Origin of the sequence: Ehrlichia japonica (genome assembly GCF_000632845.1) — a bacterium.
Classification (GTDB): Bacteria; Pseudomonadota; Alphaproteobacteria; order Rickettsiales; family Anaplasmataceae; genus Ehrlichia; species Ehrlichia japonica.
Map to the genome: position 1 here is coordinate 457,189 of NZ_CP007474.1, position 24,162 is coordinate 481,350.

The following is a 24,162-nucleotide window of genomic DNA, read 5'->3' on the forward strand; positions in this document are numbered from 1 at the left end:
TCATAGCTACTGTTGTTAACCATTACTTCAGGTACTAGTGGTAATCTGGAATTATAGTTGTTTTACATTGAAGACTCATAAGCTCCAGTTTTAATATTTCACTGACATTGTGGGTTAATAAGTAGAAATATACTGTGGCTGTAAAAACATATTTAATGTATTATTTATTAAATTCTAGTATAATTTCGTCTTTTAGCATATCTTCATAAGTTTGACGGTGGCGTATAACGTCATAGCTACTGTTGTTAACCATTACTTCAGGTACTAGTGGTAATCTGGAATTATAGTTGTTTTACATTGAAGACTCATAAGCTCCAGTTTTAATATTTCACTGACATTGTGGGTTAATAAGTAGAAATATACTGTGGCTGTAAAAACATATTTAATGTATTATTTATTAAATTCTAGTATAACTTTGTCTTTTAACATATCTTTATAAGTTTGACGGTGGCGTATAACGTCATAGCTACTGTTGTTAACCATTACTTCAGGTACTAGTGGTAATCTGGAATTATAGTTGTTTTACATTGAAGACTCATAAGCTCTAGTTTTAATATTTCACTGACATTATGTGGGTTAATAAGTAGAAATATACTGTGGTTGTAAAAACATATTTAATGTATTATTTATTAAATTCTAGTATAATTTCGTCTTTTAGCATATCTTCATAAGTTTGACGGTGGCGTATAACGTCATAGCTACTGTTGTTAACCATTACTTCAGGTACTAGTAATCTGGAATTATAGTTGCTTGACATTGAAGATCCATAAGCTCCAGTTGTGCATATTACTACTATTTCTCCCCTTTGTAAGTTATTTATGTGGTAATTATACGCAAAAGTATCATCAGATTCACATATAGGACCTACTATGTCGTATGATTGCAATTGTGTTGATGTTGAAGAAGAAACTGCTGGTATTATTGTGTGCTCAGCATCGTATAGTGCTGGACGTATTAGATCATTCATTCCTGCATCTAATATAATGTGATTTTTTTCCTGATTATTTTTACGGTATAGTACTTTGGTTACTAATATACCAGTATTTCCTACTAGTGCTCTGCCAGGCTCACATATGATTTGGTAATTTTCATTTTCAAAGTTCTGTGTTAGTAAGTTGCCATATTCTTGAATTGTTGGAAAAACATCAGAACTTTTGTATGGTATTCCAAGTCCACCACCAAGATCAGCTCTTATTATTTGAATATTACGTTGCTTGAATGTTTTTATGATTTTTTTTATTCTATCAATTGTATTTTGGAATATATGTAGATTGGAAATTTGTGAACCTATGTGTACAGATATTCCTATAATTCTGATGCCAATAAGGTCTTTGTTTAGGATTTGATCAATTAATTCTTCTGGTATTCCAAATTTATTAACGTTTAATCCTGTAGTAATTTTATTGTGTGTATCTGCATTAATATTTGGATTAATTCTGATAGATACTGGTGCAATTATATTTTTTTGACATGCAATTGTATTAATAAGAGATAGTTCTTCAATAGATTCTATATTAAATTGTAATATTCTGTTATCTAGTGCGAAATTTATTTCTTGCTCAGTTTTTCCTACACCAGAAAATACTATTTTATTTGGTGAAATTCCAGCTGCAATGGCACGACGTATTTCTCCCTCAGAAACTACATCTGCTCCTGCTCCAAGTGAGCCTAATAAACTTAAAATAGATAAGTTAGAGTTCGACTTAACTGCATAGCATATTATAGAATTGTTAGGTAGATTTTTTTGAAGTTGTTTGTAGTTATTTTTTATTGCGTTTAGAGAATAGCAATAAACAGGAGTTCCGATGTTTTTTGCAATATCCAACACGTTGACATTTTCTATATTAAATACGTTGTTTTTATAATGGAAGAATGGATGTGCAAGAAAAATCATGAGATGCTCCAAATTTTTATTATTAAATTTATATAATATTTATAGGTATCTATAACATAAACTTATAATAAAAGAAATAGTACTACGAGATAATACAATAGTGATGTAGTAAATCTTATGTAATATATAAGAAATAGTATATATTGTTTAGTATGACTATAAGCTGTTAATACAGTTGTGTAAGTAGGAAGATAAGAATAATGGTAATACTTAAATACAACTATGGCATTGAAACACGCTAAATTAGTGTTTATGAAAGACATTTCTCGTACTGACATGAGTATATATATTTACCTGAATAATATTACAAATGCATCTAAATTTATCGAACATCTCCTAACTAATACTAGTTAAATAAGGGTATTCTAAAGTTGAGAGTAGTGTATATATCTTTGTTGGGTGAAATCTGATTTTTTTGAGTATTGTTACTATGGAGTTTATAGTTATAATACGTGTAAATTTGTAAACTATATGTAATACGTATAAAAATACCTGTAATTTTGAACTAAATTATAAATATTTGATTGAGCATATTTTTTTATGTTCTTAATTTATTAAATTATAATTTAATTGTTATGTAATTACTGAAGGGAAATATAAGAATTTTTATGCTTGATACTTATGGTGGTATGAAGATCTATAAAAATGTGTAAAAATTTATACGTGTTATAAAATTATGAAATGACTATCGACTAACTCAATTGTTCCAATTCGTTGATTAGCATTTGTATGTCATTGGGAATATCAGAATGAAATTCTATATATGTATTTTTTGTAGGATGGATAAACCCTAATTTATGTGCGTGAAGGGCTTGTCGTTTTAATGTGTTAATAATAGTGCTTTGTTTGGCATATTTTATACTTTTGCTATTGTTTTTGCCGTATTTTTGATCACCTATTATAGAGTTTCCTATATAGCTCATATGTACACGTATTTGATGTGTTCTTCCTGTATATATTCTACATTTTATTAAACTTGCTATATTACTGAAGCTTTTTTGAGTTTGATATTCAGTTATAGCTAATTTTCCTTTATGTGGTAGATCTGTAACAGACATCATTTGTCTATTATTAGGTTTCATACAAATATAGTTTTTTATAGTGTTATTCTGAGGATTAGGTGATCCCCATACTACTGCTAAATATTCTTTTTTTATTTGTTTTTTGAGTAGTAGATCAGATAAAAAATAGTATGATTTTTCGTTTTTTGCAATGACCATTAGTCCACTAGTGTCCTTATCTAATCTATGAATTATTCCTGGTCTTGTTGCTTTCCCTACATGACTTAAACTGTTGCCATAGTGTGCAACTAGTGCGTTGACTAATGTATTATTGCTTGTTCCTGCTCCTGGATGTACAGTTATTCCAGGGGTTTTGTTTATTATTATTATGTCATGGTCTTCATATAACACTGAAATTGGTATGCAGTGGTTAGGAGTGATTATATCACTGACTTCTTTTATAGGTATATTTATAATATAAATATCATTTACTTTTGTTATATGATTGTTATCTTTTATTATGCTGTCAAACAGAAAAATTTTATTATTTTTTATTAGTTGTTGTACTTGATTACGAGATATATTTAATTTGCTTGCTATGAATTTATCTAATCTGTTATTTTCATCTCCGCTTTTAATAAAAATTTTTTTCTCTAGCATGTTTATAGTTTATAATTTGTGTCTAGGTAATATACTGTAATCACTAATTATAGTCAAAACAGTGAAATATTGCTTGTAGTATAGTTGTATATAAGTAGAATTTTAGACTATCTTTATATATAAATAAAGGGATTACCTTTTAACTAAGAGTATTTAGGATAATGATAAAAAAAATATTAATAGCAAACAGAGGTGAAATTGCATGTAGGGTTATGAGGACTGCTCGTAAAATGGGAATATCTTGTGTTGCTGTGTATTCAGATGCAGATATATATTCCTTACATGTTTTATCTGCTGAAGAAGCAATAAATATTGGCCCTGCTCCAGTGAATCAGAGTTATTTAAATATGGAGAAAATTTGTGAAGTAGCACATAATGCAGGTGTAGATGCTATACATCCTGGATATGGATTTTTATCTGAGAATGCTAATTTCCCTGAAAAGTTGGAGCAATACAATATTGCTTTCATTGGGCCAAGTGCTGCTTCGATAAGAATGATGGCTGATAAAATTACTTCTAAAAAAATAGCTGAATCTGCAAAAGTTAATATCATTCCTGGATATATGGGAATAGTTGACTCTGTTGATGAAGCAAGAAAAATAGCTGAATCTATAGGATTTCCAGTAATGATAAAAGCTACTGCTGGTGGTGGTGGTAAAGGTATGAGAATTGTGAAATCAAGTGAAGAAATGGAACAGGCTTTTAATTCTGCAACAAATGAGGCAGCAAAAAATTTTAGGGATGGTAGAATTTTTATAGAAAAGTATATAGAGTTACCAAGGCATATTGAAATACAAATTATAGCTGATAAACATGGGAATATTGTTTGTTTAGGTGAAAGGGAGTGTTCTATACAACGACATAACCAAAAAGTTATTGAAGAGACACCTAGTCCATTTCTTGATGAAAAAACAAGGAAAAAAATGTATCAGCAATGTGTCAATTTAGCAAGAAAAGTTGAGTATTATTCTGCTGGTACTATTGAATTTATAGTTGATCAAAATAGGCAATTTTATTTTTTAGAAATGAATACTAGGTTACAGGTTGAGCATCCTGTTACAGAGCTTGTTACTGGTATTGATATTGTAGAAGAAATGATTCGAATTGCTAATGGTGAAAAATTAAGATTTACTCAACGAGATGTGAAGTTTACTGGTTCAGCAATAGAAGCTAGAATTTATGCGGAAGATCCTACTAAGAATTTTTTACCTTCTAGTGGGAGAATTGTTTATTATTCTGCTCCTGTCCCTAATGATAATTTACGTATCGATAGTGGGGTATTTGAAGGGGCAGAAGTTAGTATGTTTTATGATCCTATGATTGCTAAAGTTTGTACTTATGGCAAAAATAGGGATGAAGCAGTGAGTTTTATGCAACGATATTTAAATGAATTCTCTATCAGTGGTATTGCTAATAATATAGATTTTTTATTATCTGTATTTCATCATCCTACGTTTATATCTGGAGATATTAATACAAAGTTTATTGAGCAATTTTATTTTGATGGGTTTCAAGGGGATTCTTTAACGGAGGCTTGTATTAAGCTTTTTATTTTAACTTCATTGTGCATATTTTTTCAAGATGAATATGGTAAGCATGGAGCTGAATTACATGAAAGTAAAGAGCTGATTGTTGGTATTAATGATCAGAAATATTTAATTAGTGCTAAATATGAAAGTGGTAAAATTTTAGCAATTTATGATCAGCGTGAATATTTAATTTCAGGTACATGGAATGTGAATTTTAAAATATTACAAGTGCAAATTAATAATGAAGAAGTATTTCATGTAAAAGTTGATAGTAGATTTAATAAGTATAAGCTTAGATATTCTGCTATGAGTGCTTTATGTGCAGTATATAGACCTTGTGTATCTGATCTACTTCCTATAATGCCTCAAATCAGTGCAGAGGAGTTACATTGTAATGATGTGTGTTCTCCTATTTCTGGTATGATTATTAAAGTTTATGTTAAACAAGGAGAAGAAGTTCAACTAGGGCAACCTTTATTAATTATTGAAGCCATGAAAATGGAGAATGTGATATACTCAGATGTAAAATCAGTTGTTAAATCTGTATTATTCTCAGAAGGGAGCAGCATAGCTGCTGGTGATGTTATTATAGAATTTGAGTAAATTGAGGTTATTTTAAAAAATCTATTCTGTTGTATGGAGCATTATTACGTCTTGGATCGATATAAATTTTAATAAATTTGTAGATAAAAATTATTACTATGCTAAAATATGACTATACATTTCTTTCAAAGAATGGATTTTATACCTTATAAAAATTTAAATGAAAGACTTAAGTATGTTCTAAGATAATATCCTGCATTATCTAATGTGTTGAGGTAATATATGTTATTAAATGACACATATAAAGGTCAATCATTAATTAAGTTTCTTAGTTCTGTAATTCAAGAAGATAACATAAGGATGGAAAATCACTTTTTATACATTTATGTGATGTATAAAAATGATAGTGAAAAGAAGAAAATTTTAAAATTTTTACCTTCTGATATTATAAAAGAAGATCTAGTAAATTGTAAATTTACAATAAGAAAATCAGATTTGATTTATTTAAAGACAAAATTTCGTAATCCATTTCGTTCAGCAGTTGGTGATAATGAATATAATGTTAGATTGATGATGTACTTAGTATTTGAAGCAACAGATCTTTGGAAAACACACTGTTGTGATATTTATAATACTATAAAAGGCCCTTATCAACACGATCAGCGTGGAGGAGATAATTTTTTTCCACAATTAGTAGATTATGTATTTAGAAGTGAAGGATGTCCTGGAAGAATGAATGAAGATTGTATAAGAGATCTAATGCCTTTATGTTTTCCAAATCCAGAATTATTAAAAGATAAATTATATATACGTTCTCATGGTAACTGTAGTGTTCTTCTGTCTGATACGAAAGATTATAAAGATAGCATTTTATTTAAAGTAGTGAATAAAAAATTGCAAATGCTGGACTTAGAAAGTACTAAACTATCTAATGATAGTGTACTGTTAAAAATACTAGATCAGAAAAAATGTTTAGAAAGTTTTCTTGATTGTCTATCACAGCTAAAATTTGGAAATGTCTTAATCATACCATTCTATGTATTTCAAGGTCTGTTAAATGTCTTAGCAAGTGATCAGGTAATAATCAAAGAAATTGAAAATTTATTAAGAGAGCGTCAGCTATATCATATGGTTAGCTATATTGCGTATAAGTTTCTTCAAGATAAGAAACTATATTGTATTAATTTGTGTAAAAAAGGGTTAGAGGAAGCACATAATATATATTGTAAATTATATGGAAATAATTTACCAGCAGATAGGTTAGCAATAGAAAACGCTATATCTAGTTTACAAAATGTGAAATTGAATATTACAGCAAATCTTGATTTTTTTATTAAGATGAATGGTAATAAGGGGATTTTACATGCTCAACAATATTTCAGGGGGTTAACTGCACTTATAGAATCAGAAATTAATTTTTTGAAAAAATTCAAAGATGTTTTAATGCTGGAAGATTTAGAATTTTTTTTTAAAGTTACTTGTAAAGATACACATGATGATATTAATCGACTGCTTACTGTTTATGATTTTTTTATGCAAAAGAAAATTGTTGACAGAAATGCAATATTAAAATTCACAAAAAAAGAACTTTCGGAATTAGCAAAATATGCGAATAGCATGGTACTTTTATTGAAAGAAATTGTAAGATATATGAACAATAACGTAAAAGTACAAAGTGTTGGCAAAAATTTCCTTACCCAAAGGGTAATTGGTTTTATAATAAATAATCACCCAATATTAAGTACACAATTACTAAAGAATGGGCAACTGATATCATCTATAGATTTTTCTAAGTTACTTAATTCAATAGAATATGTTAATGGGAAGTGGATAATAAAAGAAGGAGAGAACAATAAATGGTTTTTATACCAGTTAAAATTACATCCATTAATGAATTATTTAGACATAGACATAAACTGTTTAAATGTTCCTAATGAGTTGTGGGATAAAGAGCTAAATGATAACAGGTTCTTTAGTATTTTACAGTGTATTGTGACAAGTAATTATACAGATAAAAAATTTATTTATGATATTAAAATTAGCAGATCTTTAAGGGTATTACAAATTTTATACGAGGCATCACATTTTATACCATTTTCTTCTTTATGGCGTTATTATGTTAATCCTAATCGTTATCGTACTACACCAGGTTATGTAGTTAATAATGTTAAGGAAAAGCTATATACAAGAAATAAGAAAATTCCTGTTACATCATTTTCAAGTAAAATTATAAAAGATCTCAAATTATGTAATTCTAAAGAAAGATTTATTCAGAGTTATTATGAAGCTAAGTTTTTAAAGAAAAGAATCCGTAAAGACAATAATATAGCAGGTAATTTTGAGAAGTTGAAAACGACATTGCTGTCTAATAAATTTATAGCTTATGTACTTTTTGGTATTATTTTCGTTATTATGCTATTAAGTGTAATTATTGGTAGGGTGCTGACACATTTTAATATTCTGCCTGGTATTGTTATTAGTAAACTTATTGATGGAATGCGGGGAATATTTGATACATTATTTGTAGTAGCAGGATTGGATACTGTCGTAGATAAGGTGTTAATTTTAATTTTAGATATGGCAGGTATTGTTGTTAGAGTACTTGATTTTATTCTTTTATGTGGTCTGTTCTCAGAATGTATAAGATTTATTATGAAGTTAATATGTTTAGTAGGTGAATATGTTTATAAAATGTGTAGCAATATTTATCAATCATTGAAAGTTTATGGATTTAAAGATTTATGTATTATTTTATTAAGCAAGATTTGGTTTTTTGCACAGAGAGAATCTAAAAGCTATAAGCAGCAAAGAGAATTTTATGAACAGAAATGTGATATTAATAGTGGTCTGATTGAAGCATTAGATCAGATATATGGTAGAACTAAGGTCAATGAGGATCTATTATCACGCATTAATAGTATGACACAGGAATTGTCGTCACAAATTGATCAAATTTTATGTGGTGGAAAGCCAAAACCTGAGTTTTTATTAAAAGAATTTGAATGTCATACCTCTCAGCTATCTCAAGATATGGTAAATAATGTCAATTATATCAAGTTAAAATATGAATTTTCTTATTTATTGAATAATTATACGGAAAAAATTAGCTACTTTAATAGTACAGGCGGATTAAATATTTTAAATAATTTTCAAAAAAGAGCACAACTTTACGACAAGATTACTGCTGTTAATTTACAGACCAGATATTTCCAGAAGGATTCATGTATTAAAATATATAATGGAGAAGATATAAAGTATATATTTGCTAAACTAAATACCATGGGTAATCCTATAACAGTAGAATTGCTGGATGCGAAAATTGCATCGTTAAAATGGGCAATACATATGTTGGATGTTCATGATGTTTATAACATCAAAGATAGATCAGAATCAGTATTTTTAAATACTAGGATAGATCATAGTATTACGGTAATGCTTTATGATTGTGTGTTAAGATTAGAAAATTATAGAAAACAGCTGCAATTTGGTAAATTAATTTCTAAGGAGTTTATAGATACTGATATTGATAGTAATTTTTCTCCATATATAAGAGATATATATTATATTTTGCAATCATTAGATGATAATGAAATGCTTAATGGTCAGACAACAAGCATGAAAGTATTTGCTGATAACTTTTTCAATTCTAATAGCTTATTATTAAAAAAACCTTCAGATCAGGTTAAAGATTTAGCTAATTATATTAAAATTGATAAAGGGATAATATCTTGTATTTCTCGTGTTAAAAAATCTGTTTGTGAATTTATGGAATATTTTCAAGATCCAAAGAGTATTGCTATATCTTTTATATTATATTATTTACTTCGTTTAACAAATTCAATTACTCTGCTTAGTGTTGCTAATTATGTTACGCAGATAACAGATCATGTACTAGATATGCTAATGTTAGAGGGATTATATGAGTATTTTACTTGCACTGACTTTGGAAGGTTATTGTTAGTTGAGTTCTATCAAAAAGGTATTTTATTTAAAGATGTGATGTTTATGTGTTCTGAATTTGACATAGGACTATTATGTAATAATGTACAAGCAGTTCAAGGTAGCTTGCACTGTCAAGATATTAATTATTCTATATATTCATCTTCTTTTCATAGAGTAAATCTTGCTCAGAAAAGGATATCACAACTGATCAATGGATTTGTAGAAATTTTGTGTGAAGGGTTATTTATAAAGGGAATACAGAAAGTTATTAACTGTTTCAAAAAGAAAATGATATACAATATTCAGTATTTTATATTACGTGAGAATATGATATCGAATTCAATGTTGTTTAATGTAAAGTATATATCTGAATCTGATAGTCATTGTTTTACTGATATGAAAAAGTTGAATCTAGTACAAGAAATGAGTTGTAGTGATCAAAGAGGTGAGTTATCTCTTGGTAAGATAGACCATATGTTGAAACTAGATATTGATCGTTGATTTATATTTCAGTAGTCCATTAGTCCATTTTCTTAGAATATTAATGGTATGTTTTTATGATGAATGATGAGAATTATGATACAAAATCAGATAGCTTAAATGAATGCAGCAAAGAGAATGAAGATCATAATAATGTAGTTAGTAACATTCTTTATAACGTGGAGGCATTAGCATTTAATATTGATGAAGAAGGTGATTTTAAGGCTCTTGGTAGAATTAAGTTAGAAGACTTGGAAATTCAGGAATCTATTTTAGAGCTTGAAGGAGAGTTTAATAAATTTATTATAGAGCAAACTGGAGAATATAGTGAAGTTGTACAAGTTCATGAATATGATCATGATATACCTACAAGTAAAATTGAGAATTTTGAGATAGAGGAATCTTTATTACAAAAAATATTAGGTTTCTTTAGTGAATTATGTCAGGAAAGTGAGGACTGTGTAGATATTAATTATGAACTTGATCCTTTGAGGCGTAAAAGGAAAAAGAAAAGGTTCATATTAGAATCCATTATAGAATTCTTAAAAAAGTTTTTACGTAGTGGTCGATCTCTTGACCTCAAAGAATTGTTAGATACGCAGATTTTAGAGTTACAAGAGGAATTAATAAATGAGTTGGATCCTGAACTAAGAGAATTATTACAAAAAAGGTTAATGCTTCTTACAGAACTAAGAGCTCAAATGATTCAATTTGGTATAGGTTCTAAGCTACTTTTTCGCTTTTTTTTAATTGCGAGTTTTATAAACTCTCTTATTGGATTACAACAAGATATTTCTACTACTCAGCAAAACATTAGGTCATCAGAAGTAGGCGGATTATTTCTACAAAAGAAGGATGAGAAAGCTTTTTATGGGGCTATTAATTCTCAAATGCTTGTTGTAGCTAATCCTACAAATGCCTTTGTATATGGTTATACACAAGATGTTTTTTATGGCAAGATAAATGAAATATCTTATAAGTTTCATGATCAGTATTTTTTTGTCAGAGATACGTTATCTCAGCTAGGGTACGGGTACCAAGAAGGAGGTTTTCTTGCTGTAACTGTCATAATGCATACAATAGATAGGGTTTTACAGAAGATAGTAAATCTTGTTAAACAAGCTGTTAATAAGTTGAATGCTTTTGAGCACTCCAGCTCCAGAGGAGCCTTTGATAATTCTAACTGTGTTAAACAACCTGTGAATACTGTAATCCATGCTCATACAAGACATATGAATTTTACTCATGATATTGTTACTAATTCTCAACACATTACTGGTCGTTTGTCATCTATGGATTATTATTGTGAGTTGAAATTTTCATATTCTGGGATTTATAATAATAGTTATCTAGACAGTGTAAGCGTAGAGCAATATAGTGTTCAGAGTACTGTAATGTCTCGTAGTTGTTAATTGCATTTGTAGAATATATTTATTGATAGTGATTTGTGTTTTAGTTGTTGGTATTTTAATTGTGATAATTAGTAAGATTTTTTATAATTTAAAATTTGTGATAGTGGTGATCTAGAAATATGCATGTCATGCAACTCGATGTTTAAAGTAGGTAATATTTCTAATGATTAGGTATATTTGCAATCGTATTACAAAGTGGTTAAAAGTGGTTATTTGATATGAGAGGATAAATACTTCTATTTTAATTCAGTTAAGTTGAGTCTGCAATTTTGGGTAATTTTCTTATGATGTGATAATTTTATAATTAATAATAGTATTCATGTAAAATAACATCAGATATACACTTGATAAACTGTAAATATTACACTTTCTTGACATCAGTATTGCTGTTAGTTATACTCAAAGACGAGAGTTTCTGAATTTTATTGTATGAGAAGTAAACCTGATTGGTTAAAAGTCAAAATGCCTACAGGAGATGCTTTTTATCAGATGCGTAATTTGATGAAGTTACGTAAATTAAACACTGTATGTGAAGAAGCAGCTTGTCCTAATATTGGGGAGTGTTGGAATAAAAAACATGTAACAGTGATGATTTTGGGTTCTACGTGTACTAGAGCATGTGCATTTTGTAATGTTGCATCTGGAATTCCAGATAAGCTAGATCCTCATGAACCTCAAAATTTGGCTATAGCTATCAGTTCACTTAAACTTCAGCATGTTGTTATTACATCTGTAGATAGAGATGATTTGGCAGATGGTGGGGCTGGACATTTTGTAGAATGTATAGAAGAAATACGAAAGAAAGATCAGAATGTTACTATTGAAATATTAACTCCAGATTTTTTGAATAAACATGGTGCAATTGACAAAGTTGCTGAAGCAGCTCCTGATGTATACAATCATAATATAGAAACTGTACCAAGATTATACGCAAAGATCAGGCCAAGAGCACGTTATTTTCATTCTCTTTACTTGCTTAAAACAGTTAAATATAAAAATCCTAAAATATTTACTAAATCTGGAATAATGGTAGGGTTAGGTGAAACAAAAGAAGAAATATACCAAGTGATGAATGATTTGAGATCAGCGGATGTTGATTTTATAACAATTGGTCAATATTTACAACCTACTCCTAAACATGCTGTGATTGATAGGTATGTAACTCCTGAAGAGTTTGATCATTATAAGTATGTTGCATACTCTAAGGGATTTTTAATGGTTGCTTCAGGGCCTTTAGTTAGGTCTTCATATCATGCTGAAGAGGATTTTCAAAAATTAAAAGAGAATCGTGCTGCTATGTTAATTAATTCTGAAAGTAAGTCAAATTAGGTATATATAATAAAATTTTATATTTTTTATTAGTGCTAGTACCAATAAGATTTTTTTTATTAATTTCTTTATGAGGATACTGTGAGTCTTGGTACGATTATAGGTTTTTTATTAAATTAGTATCAGTAGATGTAGCTTATTTGATGAAGTTTATATAATTAAGGAAAAAATGGTAGTATATATTAGGAGTAAATTGCTTTTTTTATTAGGTTAAGGGTATGAAATATTATGCTGATTGAAATAGATTTTTATTATATCACTAGAAAGTAAGAGGGGTAGGTTAGTAGAATTGTGGTATAGATCTGATATATTCTTATTATAGGGTTTGGGTGAGATATTATTAATATTTTTAAAAAGTTGAGCCATTTTATAATTGCATACGTTTAGTATGTTATTTTATATGAACTCTTGTGATATTTTTTGATACATCTTATAAGTTATTTTAATGTTGCACTTATAGCTCAGTGGATAGAGCGTTACCCTCCGGAGGTAAAGGTCGCAGGTTCAAATCCTGCTGAGTGCACTTTGTTTTTTTCATGTTGTTATTAAATATTAATGTGAGAGGCAGTATTGTTATATTATATTTTGTTTTTGAATGCCCCTTACTAATAATACTTTTGTGAAGGCTAGTTTATAATTGTGGATGTATTGTCATTTATAGTTTGCCAATTTAAAAAATGAAATGATCGAATTTTTTTCTTATAAAAGTTACTATAAGATTTAAAATTAATAACATTAAGAGTAGGGCTACTATGGCAATAGCAGCTAATTGAATAAATTCAATATGTGGGTTGCTTGCCCACATATATATTTGTACAGGTAACACAGTTGTCGGATCAAGAAAATTCTTTGGAATATCAACTATGAATGCTACCATCCCGATCATTATTAATGGAGAAGATTCACCTAAAATTCTTGCTATACTTAGAATAGCACCTTGCATGATACCAGGTAATGCTATTGGAAATGAGTGATGTAAGATTACCTGCATATTTGATGTTCCTAATGAGAAAGCTGCATCTTTTACAGATGACGGTACTGCTGTGAATGCTTGTTTTGTAGCTATTACTAGATTTGGTAGCATCATCAAAGATAAAGTCATTCCACCTATAAGTGCTGATGAACGTGGTATGTTAAAGATATTAATATATATTGCTAGTCCTAAAATGCCAAATATGATTGACGGTACAGATGCAAGATTTGTTATACTAACTTCAATGATAGAAGATATTTTATTTTTTGGTATGAGCTCACTTAAGCATATACCTGATGTAATACCTATGGGTAATGCAAATGTTAAACATATAATTATTGTAAACATAGATCCTATTAGTGATCCAATTATACCAGTATTTTCAGGAGATCTAGAGTTATACTTTGTAAACAATGCATCATTAAAAGATACTTTTATTCTGTTATTGTCCTGTAATTTTGTAATAATTTTTTTATATACTGGATGGTTTATATTTTTACCTTTGATAATTTTATTGAATGTAGTGGAAGATTTAAACCACATGTTAAATTTAGTGATTTTTGGATTTTTGGATATAAAATCTGCTAAATTGTAATGTGCTGTGTCATTTATTATACTATAAATAATTTTTTTATTATCAAGATTTGAAAAATCTATAACATCTGAAAATGATTCTTCTAAAGATTGATGGATGAGATCTATCAAATTACTTCTGAGTGTTAATTTGTTCTGTTGCTCTATAGTATCACTAGTGATTTTTATTGGTAGCAAAACTTTTGTTGTTGTTAATGCGTTATATCCATTGTTGACGATGCTTCCTAAAATTATAAAAAGTATACCTAAAGAAGTGGTAAGTGCAGTCATTGATAGGATTGATAAAATACGATCTTTCCTGTTTTTTAAGGATATACGGGAAGTAATGTTACGATACTTTAGTAGCTTACCTAATCTTTTTCGTATGTTCATGTTATTATAAATGTTAAACTTTACTATTATATATAGTTTTTAATTCTATCTGTGATTTTTTCTTATTAAAAGTATTTTTATGTAAAATGTAAATATATTAATTTGGTATAAGATTGAATTTTACTGTACTTAAATAAGTATAGTGTAATATAATTGTGTGCATTTTAACTTTGCATACATTTTATGTAGGGTTAGTATTCTTTTTAATTGTGTTTATTTTAACTAGAGGACATATGTTTACTTTACCAGAGCTTCCATATCAACAGAGTGATTTGATGCCATATTTGAGTTTTGAAATATTAGGCTACCATTATAACAAACATCATCAAGGTTATGTTAATACTCTAAATACTCTTGTTGCAGGTACAGATTTTAGTAAGTGTACTAATGAAGATTTACCCAAAATTATTAAAACTACATCTGGGGATTTAGGGTCTAAATCTATATTTAATAATGCTGGTCAAGTATGGAATCATAATTTTTATTGGGAATCTATGAAGAAAAATGGTGGAGGATTTCCTACAGGAAAATTATTAGATAAAATAAATGAAGACTTTGGCAGTATGGATGATTTTAATAATGCTTTTATTAATGCTGGAAAAAGTCATTTTGGTAGTGGATGGGTATGGTTAGTTTTTGATATGAATGAACAAAAACTTAAGATTTTATGTACTAGCAATGGTGATACCCCTATTACACAATATCCTGGAACACATCCTTTATTAACTATGGATGTATGGGAACATGCTTATTATTTAGATTACTTTAATGTACGTCAGAATTACATAGAAGCTTTTTTACAGCATTTGGTTAATTGGGATTTTGCAGCTCAGAAATTTTTAGAGATTTAGTTTATTTCTCATTAGTGATAAATAATAAATTTGAATTACATGTAAGATTTTAATTCTTTATGGGTTACTATTTCATAAATTTTAAGATATTTAATATTATTTTATTGATTATTTAAATTATAGATATTACCTTGTTTTATATTAGTTAATGATACCTTTTAGCTTCAAATTAAAGGGTGTCATTCTTAAGTTTATATAATGAGATAATACTGTTTACGTTTTACCTCAGTTTTATATTAGTTAATGATACCTTTTAGTTTTAAATTAAAGGGTGTCATTCTTAAGTTTATATAATGAGGTAATGCTGTTTATATTTTATCTCATCTAAAATAAATGTTAAGGGTTAATGGTTTGTTAAATTGTTGTTGATACTTTTAATAGTTGAATGTGTGTCCCTTATATGGAAAGTTTAATTAGTAGAATTAAACACTACATTATATGAAATTGCAGTCAGTGTTTAGGATATATTTGGGTGGTGTTTTATTATGACAGGTACTGTTAAAGCAGATCAATTATTTAAAGGATTAACTAGGCCTACTATGCTTTTTGGTGTTAGTTATATCTTTGCAATGTTAAATTTTATGATTTGTATCATGATATTTATGTATACTAATGATTTTAGGGCATTATTTGTTTTAGGTCCAGGAATACATGGAGTAGGTTTTTTAGCTTCGTCGAAAGAGCCGTTATTTTTGGAATTATTTATGCTTAAGATGAAGAAGTGTAGTAAATGTTTAAATAAGTTTTATCATAATGCTAATTCTTATGATGTAATGTGATGTTAAAGTTTCAAAAATTGCAAACAAAAAAAAGAAAAATAATCAAAAAGGAATATCATGAATCTAATTTTATTCCCTATAGTGAACATTGGAATTCTTCTACCTTAATGACAAAAGATGGGTCGATGCTTAAGGTTATTAAATTGTCTGGCTATGCTTTTGAAACTGCAGATGATGAAGATTTATCTATACAGAATTCCATACGTAATCAAATGTTAAGAAGCATATCTTCTGCGTCTTTTGGTTTATATTTTCATGTAATTAGACGTAGAAGAAATGCTTTTTCAGAAGGATTTGCTAGTGATAAGGTATCTAGTTCATTTGCAAATTATGTAAATGTGAAATGGAGAGAAAAGCATGCAACAAAACAATCTTTTACTAATGATTTATATATTACAATAGTTAGAGAAAATGGGAAGAAAGGAATAGAATTTTTATCTGGTATTTTTGGTAAATTTGGAAAAGTTGCATCACAAGAATCATGGATAAAAGATTTACAAGCTATCTCTGAAGATTTAGATGAAGTAACTAATCGTGTTTTGACAAGTTTGCGTAATTATATGCCTAGAATTTTGAGTGTTAAAGAAACATCAAAAGGGGTATTTTCTGAAATTATGGAATTCTTGTTACAGATAGTAAATTGTGGATCTTTTCAACGTGTGTTATTTCATGCAGGGGATATATCAAAATATCTACCTATGCATAGGTTGTATTTTGGACACAAAACAATACAAATAGTTACACATAATGGATCTAAGTATGCAGGGTTAATTAGTTTAAAAGAGTATGGCCAAACAACATCTGCTGGCATGTTAGATGCATTTCTACAATTGCCTTATGAATTTATTATTACACAATCTTTTAAATTTACTAACAGACAAAGTGCTATTGCTAATATGCAGATTCAGCAAAATCGTATGATACAATCTGCAGATAAAGCAGTATCACAGGTAGTAGAAATAAGTCAGGCTTTGGATGATGCAATGAGTGGTAAAATTGCTTTTGGAAAACATCATCTTACTATTTTATGTACAGAAAAGAGTATAAAAACTCTTGATAATGCACTATCTCTAATAGAATCTGAGTTATCCAATTGTGGTGTATATCCGGTTAGAGAGAAAGTTAATCTAGAACCAGCATTTTGGGCGCAGTTGCCAGGTAATTTCGAATATACAGTTCGTAGAGCTATAATAAGTACATTAAATATGGCTGGTTTTGCATCTCAGCATAATTATCCTATTGGGAAGAAATTTAATAATCATTGGGGTGAGGCAGTAACAGTATTTGATACTACTTCTGGGACTCCTTTCTTTTTTAATTTTCATATTCGTGATGTTGGTCATACTGCAATTATAGGACCTACTGGTGGTGGGAAAACGGTATTAATGAATTTCTTATGTGCTCAGGCTATGAAATTTTCACCAAGAATTTTCTTTTTTGATAAAGATTATGGTGCTGAAATTTTCATTAGGGCGCTAAATGGAGTTTATATGGTTATAGAACCAAGAAATCCTACTGGGTTTAATCCTTTGCATCTTGATGATACTCCAGATAATCGGACATTTTTAATGGAATGGATAAAATCTTTAATATCAGTATTTAATGATAAGTTTACTTCTGAAGATATAACTCGTATTAATGATGCTATAGAAGGTAATTTTAAATTAAAAAAAGAACATAGAGTATTATCGAATTTAGTGCCATTTTTAGGATTAGATGGTCCTAACACTTTGGCAGGGGCTATATCTATGTGGCATGGTAAGGGATCTCATGCAGCAATATTTGACAATGCAGAAGATTTATTAGATTTTAATAAGTCAAGAGTTTTTGGGTTTGAAATGGGTCATTTGTTGAAAGATCCAGTATCTCTTGCTCCTGTATTGTTGTATTTATTTCATAGAATTAGTATTTCTTTGGATGGTACTCCATCTATTATTGTGTTAGATGAAGCGTGGGCATTGATAGATAATCCAGTGTTTGCTCCAAAGATAAAAGATTGGTTAAAAGTTTTAAGAAAATTAAATACATTTGTGATTTTTGCTACTCAAAGTGTTGAAGATGCTAGTAAAAGTGCAATTAGTGATACTTTAGTACAACAAACTGCTACTCAAATATTTTTGCCCAATTTAAAAGCTACTAGTGCTTATAGGAATGTGTTTATGTTAACTGAAAGAGAATATACTTTAATAAAGCATACAGACCCTAGTACAAGGTTCTTTCTAGTAAAACAAGGAGTAGGTGCAGTAGTTGCGAGGATTAATTTAAGTGGACTTGAGGATATAGTAAGTGTTTTATCTGGCAGAGCAGAGACGGTATTAATGTTACATGATTTAATAAAAGAAGTAGGAGATAACCCAAATGTTTGGTTGCCTATATTTTATGAAAGAGTGAAGCATGTGTAACATTTAATAATTAAGTGTTCTTTATAAAAGAGTTGATTATGCTAAAAGTTAGTAAGAGTATAATATATATATTAATGTTGTTTTTGATTAATGTTAATTTTATATATGCTAAATCTACGTTAGCAGCAGAGATTGAAAGTGAAAAGACAGCTATATATAGAACCACATTAGCCAGTAATCCTTTGTGTTCTAAAGTTAATCAGCATATGAAATATATTGGAATTACTGGATTTACTGCTGGATTTGTTCTTATTATTGGTAGTATGTTTTTTATTAATCCAGCAACTTGGTTTGTGGCATTAGGAATGTTTGTTACAGGTGTGGGACTTATTGCTATGGCAGCTGCTAAAGGAGCTGCATTTTTTGCCTGTAATTGGTCTTTTGTCCGTCATCCAGTTATGCGTTTTGATAATCGTGATACAAAGGAAGGTAGTAATTCTGAAGGTGATTATAAAGAGTGTCAAGAGCCTACCAAAAGTTATCAGAGTTGTGCAAATGGTGATTTTAGTTCAGAAGCAGAATATTTTAAATGTCTTGTAACTGGTGATAAAAAGAGTAAGAATAATATTGATTTAGCTCAAGCTAAACAAAATGAACCTGTATGTGCATCTCAAAAATTTGTAAGAGCAAACGGATATTATTGGCCTAAAAATAGAATATCTAGTTCTAATTATATAGAAGTTTGTTATCGTAATCCAATAGGTGGTGTTGATCCTATTTCTATGATTGAAAGGGCAGTAAGAGCTTCATCACAAGATGTTACTGAATTATTAAAAGCAGGAAATTATCCAAGGGAAGGTGATTATGCTACTCAAGACATAAAAGTCGCTAAGTATGCTATGCAGGGAAAAGTGGAGTGTGCGGTCTTACAAGCTGGTCAAGAAAAAGTGATGCATACAATTACTTTTCAAGCTGTAGAAAAAGCAGACAAAATCTGTGTCTATGCTACTAAAGCTGCAGGTGCTCCTTTGTGGCCTCAAGTTGAAGTTGGTTGTCATATGCGTCCTAGTGGACCACCAGTTGCAATGTGTGAAAAGTCTGTACCAGTTATGTCAAGTGATAATAAGAGGATTGTAAGTTATGATAATTCTAAATGTTATAGTTGTTATATAGATCCTGCATGTAGAGGTGAAGTTGGTCCTCATGTAAAATCTATATTTCCAATGACTTCAATAATAGTCTCTTGCATCAAAGGATCACTGAACAATATATTAACTGGTCAATGTGGTGGAAATAACAGCCAAAAAGTTGGTTTTTTAAAAGTTGCTCAGGATAAGTTAAAAAAGGCAGTCATGGCAGTTTTGGTATTAGCTTTAATATTATTTGCAATTAAAGCGGTATTAGGTGGAATACAAAGTCCAGCTGAATTATATATGCTAATAATTAAGTTTGCATTAGTTGTGTATTTCACTCAAGGACCTGCTATGTCACATTACTATGATCAAATAGTCAAGCTATCCATAGGATTATCAGATATAGTATTGCAAGCAGGTGGAGAACAAACTATATGCAATTATACTGGTCAGGATTATGAGGATAAATATAAGTATATAGCTCCGTGGGATAGGTTAGATTGTAAATTATTGTTTTATTTAGGGCAGCAATTAAATGGAGGATCTGCAACAGTTGTTCTTGGGTTATTTTTAACTGCAGGACTTTTCTTTGCTAGCACACTGTTTAATATGAAATTGATGTTATGTCTGATTGCGATTTTTGCAGTAATAATGCTTATATTTATTGTAATATGGTTAGTTTATATATTTTTGTTATCACTAATTGCACTTACTATTTTAATATTAATTTCTCCATTGATGATTCCTATGGTGTTATTTCAAGCTACAAAGGGATTTTTTGATGGATGGGTAAGACAATTAATTGTTTATACATTGTATCCTGTAATACTTTTTGCTTTTTTATCATTGTTGTTTACTGTCTTTGATAATTTGTATTTTGAAGATCTTAAATTTACTAGGACGGAAGTTCAGGTTTTGAGTAATAAAAGAATTACTTTCAAGTTGCAAGATCCAAAACAATGTGATGATTCAAAATATGATTATAATTTAGCATGCATGTTTGGAAATGTGCAATTTTTAACAAAGCCTGCGTTTTTTGGATTTAATGCTTATGCTCCTGATTTTAAGCATGAAGCTGAAATGTTGTGGATGAAATTGTTGATGATGGTATTAATAGGCTTTTTGTTTTATCATTTCTTATCATCTATTACTTATATAGCAGCTGAGCTTGCAGGTGATCCAAGGGCTGGTCATGTTGGTGCATCATTTAGTCCAAAATCAATGATGAATTCTGCTATGAATTTTGCGTCTAAAGCTCAGGGTAGTGTGGGACAAAAAGCCAAAGATGCTATATCTAATAAATTGTCTGGTCGTCAAAAATCTGGTGATGGGGGTAACGATGAAGTTTCTGGAGGCAGTTCTAAGAAAGGAGAATGAAATTTCTATAAGATTCTGTAGGGGGAATATAATAAGGAAATACTCCTCTTTGTAAGAATAACTTAGTATTGTCCTTTAGTGTTAATTAATTATGGAGTAAAGAGATTAAGTAAATATTTTTATTAAGAGTGAATTTTAGTTGTTCATGGAAATTTTATCAAGATATTTTATGTTGTTTTTTAGGTGGAAGAACTGATTTTATGTTTCAAAGAGTTTTAATAATCAGTATTTTTCTTCTTTCAAGTTGTGGCTATCATGGTTGCATTAAACCTCAAAGTGTACTATTTGATGAATATTTGAGTGCTGTGGAAGCTGGATTAGAGAATGGAAAAAAAGAACATGTTACTTGGGTTAAATCAGATTTAATATTAGCAGGAAGAAAGTCTCTTACTATAAAAGTTGATACAGTCAATGTTAATTTTTGTAATAATACAAAAGACACTCTGCAGGTCTCTTTTGATAATAAAAATGCTGTTCACAGTAGATCTGATGGAAATACTAGTACTAAATTTCCCATTAAAATTTCTAATATAATGGCAGGGGAAAAACTGAATTTTAGTTTATCGCCAGCATTTAAATTTACTGTAAATGAGGATATATGTAAAAATAAAGACCCCAGAGTTTATGTTCAAAATACTGATCGATGCATGAAAGATTATTTGGGTGCAGAGTATCATATTTCTATTGATAATTACGGTTTGCAACAAATGAATAATCTTATGTATTTAAAAGATCCTAAGTCTATAGACGAAGGAAAAACCTGGATTAATTTTCCACTTAAAATCTTATATCATTTGGATAAATCAACATATGCAGATCTGAGGCGCAGGACTAAGAATCTAAAAGATAAAGCAAATTCTGCTAAATCATCTGGAAATGACGATAATTATTTCGATCTTTGTTTTACATCTGGTGAGCTGGATGGATATCTGAATAAAATTATAAAAACAGCAAAAAGTGATGAGAACGAGCAACTGATATTGAAGCAGAAAGAACTTTTTGCAGCACGTCAGAAAATGGCGAGAAAAAAATATCAAAAACTATATGATGCATATACTGTTAATATGATATGCGGAAATATATGCGGTATTCCTGATTACAAAAACGAAAAAATAGATAAAAATTGTTTTGTTGTAGAGAAGAATACCATGTTAGGTAAATGCTTTATTACAAGAGATAGCATGTGTGATTTAAACGAAGTGGGGGGGCAATATAGTACTGTTTTGCCTTTTGTATATTTAAAACATGATTCAGGTATAACAGATTTTATTACTATTGATGATGCAATTAAAAAGTGGCAAGAAGATAACAACTCTTCTGATATTGGTCTTTTAACTAATCATTGGTATTCTTTTAATAAAAATTTAGATAAAGACCTTTATTTAGAATTGCGTGTAGGAAATAATTTAGAATTGATTGGTAAATATCAAATTGAAGTGACTAAGGATTGTAGTAATCACGTTAAAGATAGTTTGTATTATGTTATATCTAAAGGTCCACCTAAAGTAAAACCAGGAGACGGAGGTACAAAAAAGCTTAATTTTATAGATAATGAAAGTACAACAGTTCAATTAACAGATGATGATGTAGCTGGTGAGTTATATTTTGGTGTAAAAGATAATGGGGATGGATATGATAATAATACAGGATATTTTAATATTACAGTAACTGCGAAAAAGAAAATACCTAATGTGATTTCATATATAGTAGAGCAGTTAAAAAATTCATTGGAGCGTGGATTATATGGTACATCATCTACTAATTCTGGAGGTGTTAATGTAATCTATAATACTATTAAGGAAAACATACATTTTATTCAAATAGTGAATTCATTATTGGTATTATACATCTTAATAAATGCATTATTTTATTTTGTTGGATTTTCTAAGGCTTCTATTTTTGAGTTATTAGCTATAACACTAAAAATTGGTATAGTAATTTATGTGATTGGTCCTAATAGTTGGGAATTTTTTAATGATCATTTGTTTAAATTATTCACTGAAGCACCAATACAATTGATTGCCATAATGACAGGTCAAGATTCTATTAATAGTACTAATTTTGAATTTTTAGATTTAATGTTATATAGATTTTCTTTATCTGAAACTTGGTTACAGATTTTATCATTATTATTTACTGGTCCAGTGGGATGGATAAGCGTAGCTCTAATTTTCTGGGGATTAATAGTTTTATTTTTAACTATAGCAACTGCAGTTGTTACTTATTTGATATCTATTATCCTTATAGGATTATTGCTTAGTATTGCACCTTTTTTTATAATTTGTATTTTATTTAAGCGTACTAAAGCAATTTTTGATGCATGGATTAAATCTTTAGTACAGACAGCTATGCAACCGGTAATAATATTTGCTTCTTTTGCTCTTTTGACTGAAGTTATAGATAGTATAATATATGCTATGTTTAATTTTGAATTATGTGATGTATGTGTACTTCGACCTGAATTTGACATAGGAATCACGACAATAAGTTTTTGTCTACTTGAATTTTTACTTCCTTTAGGATTTTCTCCTGTATCAGCCTTTAATGATAATCTAAGAGATTCAGTAAATAGTGATACACTAATATTTATAGGATTACCAATGCCTATTGTTAATATATTAATATTTGTAATAATGGTTAATGCAACAAAGCATTTTGTTGGCTCTTCTGGAGAAATGTGTACATCAATTTTTGGTTCATTTGCTAATTTGTCAATGGTAGCTGAAAATGCTAAGGAGAGTGCTTTGGGAATTATTGGTATGGATCAAAATAGTCGTATGCAAAGGGCAAGATATGCACAAATGAATAATATGAATAATCAGGATAATGATGGTGAACGTCGACGTGATTCTCTTGGATTTCAGTTGCCTTTGAATGATGACTCTACTAGCAGGCCATCACGTGGTGGTGTTTCAATTCCGGAAAATCCTCCATCTAGTTTCGATGGGTAG

12 protein-coding genes and 1 tRNA gene are annotated in these 24,162 nt (G+C 29.2%); 10 read left to right on the forward strand and 3 right to left on the reverse strand.

Annotation, left to right across the window (positions count from 1 at the left end; translation table 11 throughout):
- Nucleotides 1–622: 622 nt before the first annotated feature.
- Together lysA and EHF_RS01910 are read right to left on the reverse strand one after the other, a co-directional pair.
- Nucleotides 623–1,894, reverse strand: a complete 1,272-nt coding sequence (gene lysA, locus EHF_RS01905; RefSeq protein WP_044194563.1) for a diaminopimelate decarboxylase — start codon at nucleotides 1,892–1,894, stop codon at nucleotides 623–625.
- A gap of 692 nt (nucleotides 1,895–2,586) precedes the next feature.
- Nucleotides 2,587–3,555, reverse strand: coding sequence for an RluA family pseudouridine synthase (locus EHF_RS01910; RefSeq protein ID WP_044194566.1), 969 nt, complete (start codon nucleotides 3,553–3,555; stop codon nucleotides 2,587–2,589).
- A gap of 161 nt (nucleotides 3,556–3,716) precedes the next feature.
- Between EHF_RS01910 and EHF_RS01915 the strand changes: the two genes are divergently transcribed.
- From EHF_RS01915 to EHF_RS01935, 5 genes are all read left to right on the forward strand, one after another.
- A complete protein-coding gene (locus tag EHF_RS01915) occupies nucleotides 3,717–5,687 on the forward strand; it encodes an acetyl-CoA carboxylase biotin carboxylase subunit (RefSeq protein WP_044194568.1) in 1,971 nt (656 codons plus the stop codon).
- Nucleotides 5,688–5,909: 222 nt separating this feature from the next.
- A complete protein-coding gene (locus EHF_RS01920; RefSeq protein ID WP_044194571.1) occupies nucleotides 5,910–10,070 on the forward strand; it encodes a hypothetical protein in 4,161 nt (1,386 codons plus the stop codon).
- 59 nt (nucleotides 10,071–10,129) lie between these two features.
- Nucleotides 10,130–11,461 carry a hypothetical protein gene (locus tag EHF_RS01925; protein ID WP_232228968.1) on the forward strand — a complete coding sequence of 444 codons (1,332 nt, stop codon included), beginning with the start codon at nucleotides 10,130–10,132 and terminating at the stop codon, nucleotides 11,459–11,461.
- A 429-nt stretch (nucleotides 11,462–11,890) separates the two neighbouring features.
- Nucleotides 11,891–12,790: a lipoyl synthase gene (lipA, locus tag EHF_RS01930; RefSeq protein ID WP_044194577.1), complete on the forward strand. Its 900-nt coding sequence runs from the start codon at nucleotides 11,891–11,893 to the stop codon at nucleotides 12,788–12,790.
- 450 nt (nucleotides 12,791–13,240) lie between these two features.
- A tRNA-Arg gene (locus EHF_RS01935) sits at nucleotides 13,241–13,313 on the forward strand.
- Nucleotides 13,314–13,460: 147 nt separating this feature from the next.
- On the opposite strand, the gene EHF_RS01940 is transcribed toward EHF_RS01935, so the two are convergent.
- Nucleotides 13,461–14,729, reverse strand: a complete 1,269-nt coding sequence (locus tag EHF_RS01940; protein ID WP_044194578.1) for a PstA family ABC transporter permease — start codon at nucleotides 14,727–14,729, stop codon at nucleotides 13,461–13,463.
- 233 nt (nucleotides 14,730–14,962) lie between these two features.
- Here EHF_RS01940 and EHF_RS01945 point away from each other — a divergent pair, with 233 nt between their 5' ends.
- From EHF_RS01945 to EHF_RS01965, 5 genes are all read left to right on the forward strand, one after another.
- Nucleotides 14,963–15,580 (forward strand): superoxide dismutase, encoded by a 618-nt coding sequence (locus EHF_RS01945; protein ID WP_044195846.1) that lies wholly within the window; start codon nucleotides 14,963–14,965, stop codon nucleotides 15,578–15,580.
- 485 nt (nucleotides 15,581–16,065) lie between these two features.
- Nucleotides 16,066–16,359 carry a type IV secretion system protein VirB3 gene (locus tag EHF_RS01950; protein WP_084475730.1) on the forward strand — a complete coding sequence of 98 codons (294 nt, stop codon included), beginning with the start codon at nucleotides 16,066–16,068 and terminating at the stop codon, nucleotides 16,357–16,359.
- A complete protein-coding gene (locus tag EHF_RS01955) occupies nucleotides 16,359–18,761 on the forward strand; it encodes a VirB4 family type IV secretion/conjugal transfer ATPase (RefSeq protein ID WP_044194583.1) in 2,403 nt (800 codons plus the stop codon). The genes EHF_RS01950 and EHF_RS01955 overlap by 1 nt, the downstream gene beginning before the upstream one ends.
- 38 nt (nucleotides 18,762–18,799) lie before the next feature.
- A complete protein-coding gene (locus EHF_RS01960; protein WP_044194585.1) occupies nucleotides 18,800–21,211 on the forward strand; it encodes a TrbL/VirB6 family protein in 2,412 nt (803 codons plus the stop codon).
- A gap of 128 nt (nucleotides 21,212–21,339) precedes the next feature.
- On the forward strand, nucleotides 21,340–24,162 hold the full coding sequence (locus EHF_RS01965) for a TrbL/VirB6 family protein (RefSeq protein WP_232228969.1): 2,823 nt from the start codon (nucleotides 21,340–21,342) through the stop codon (nucleotides 24,160–24,162).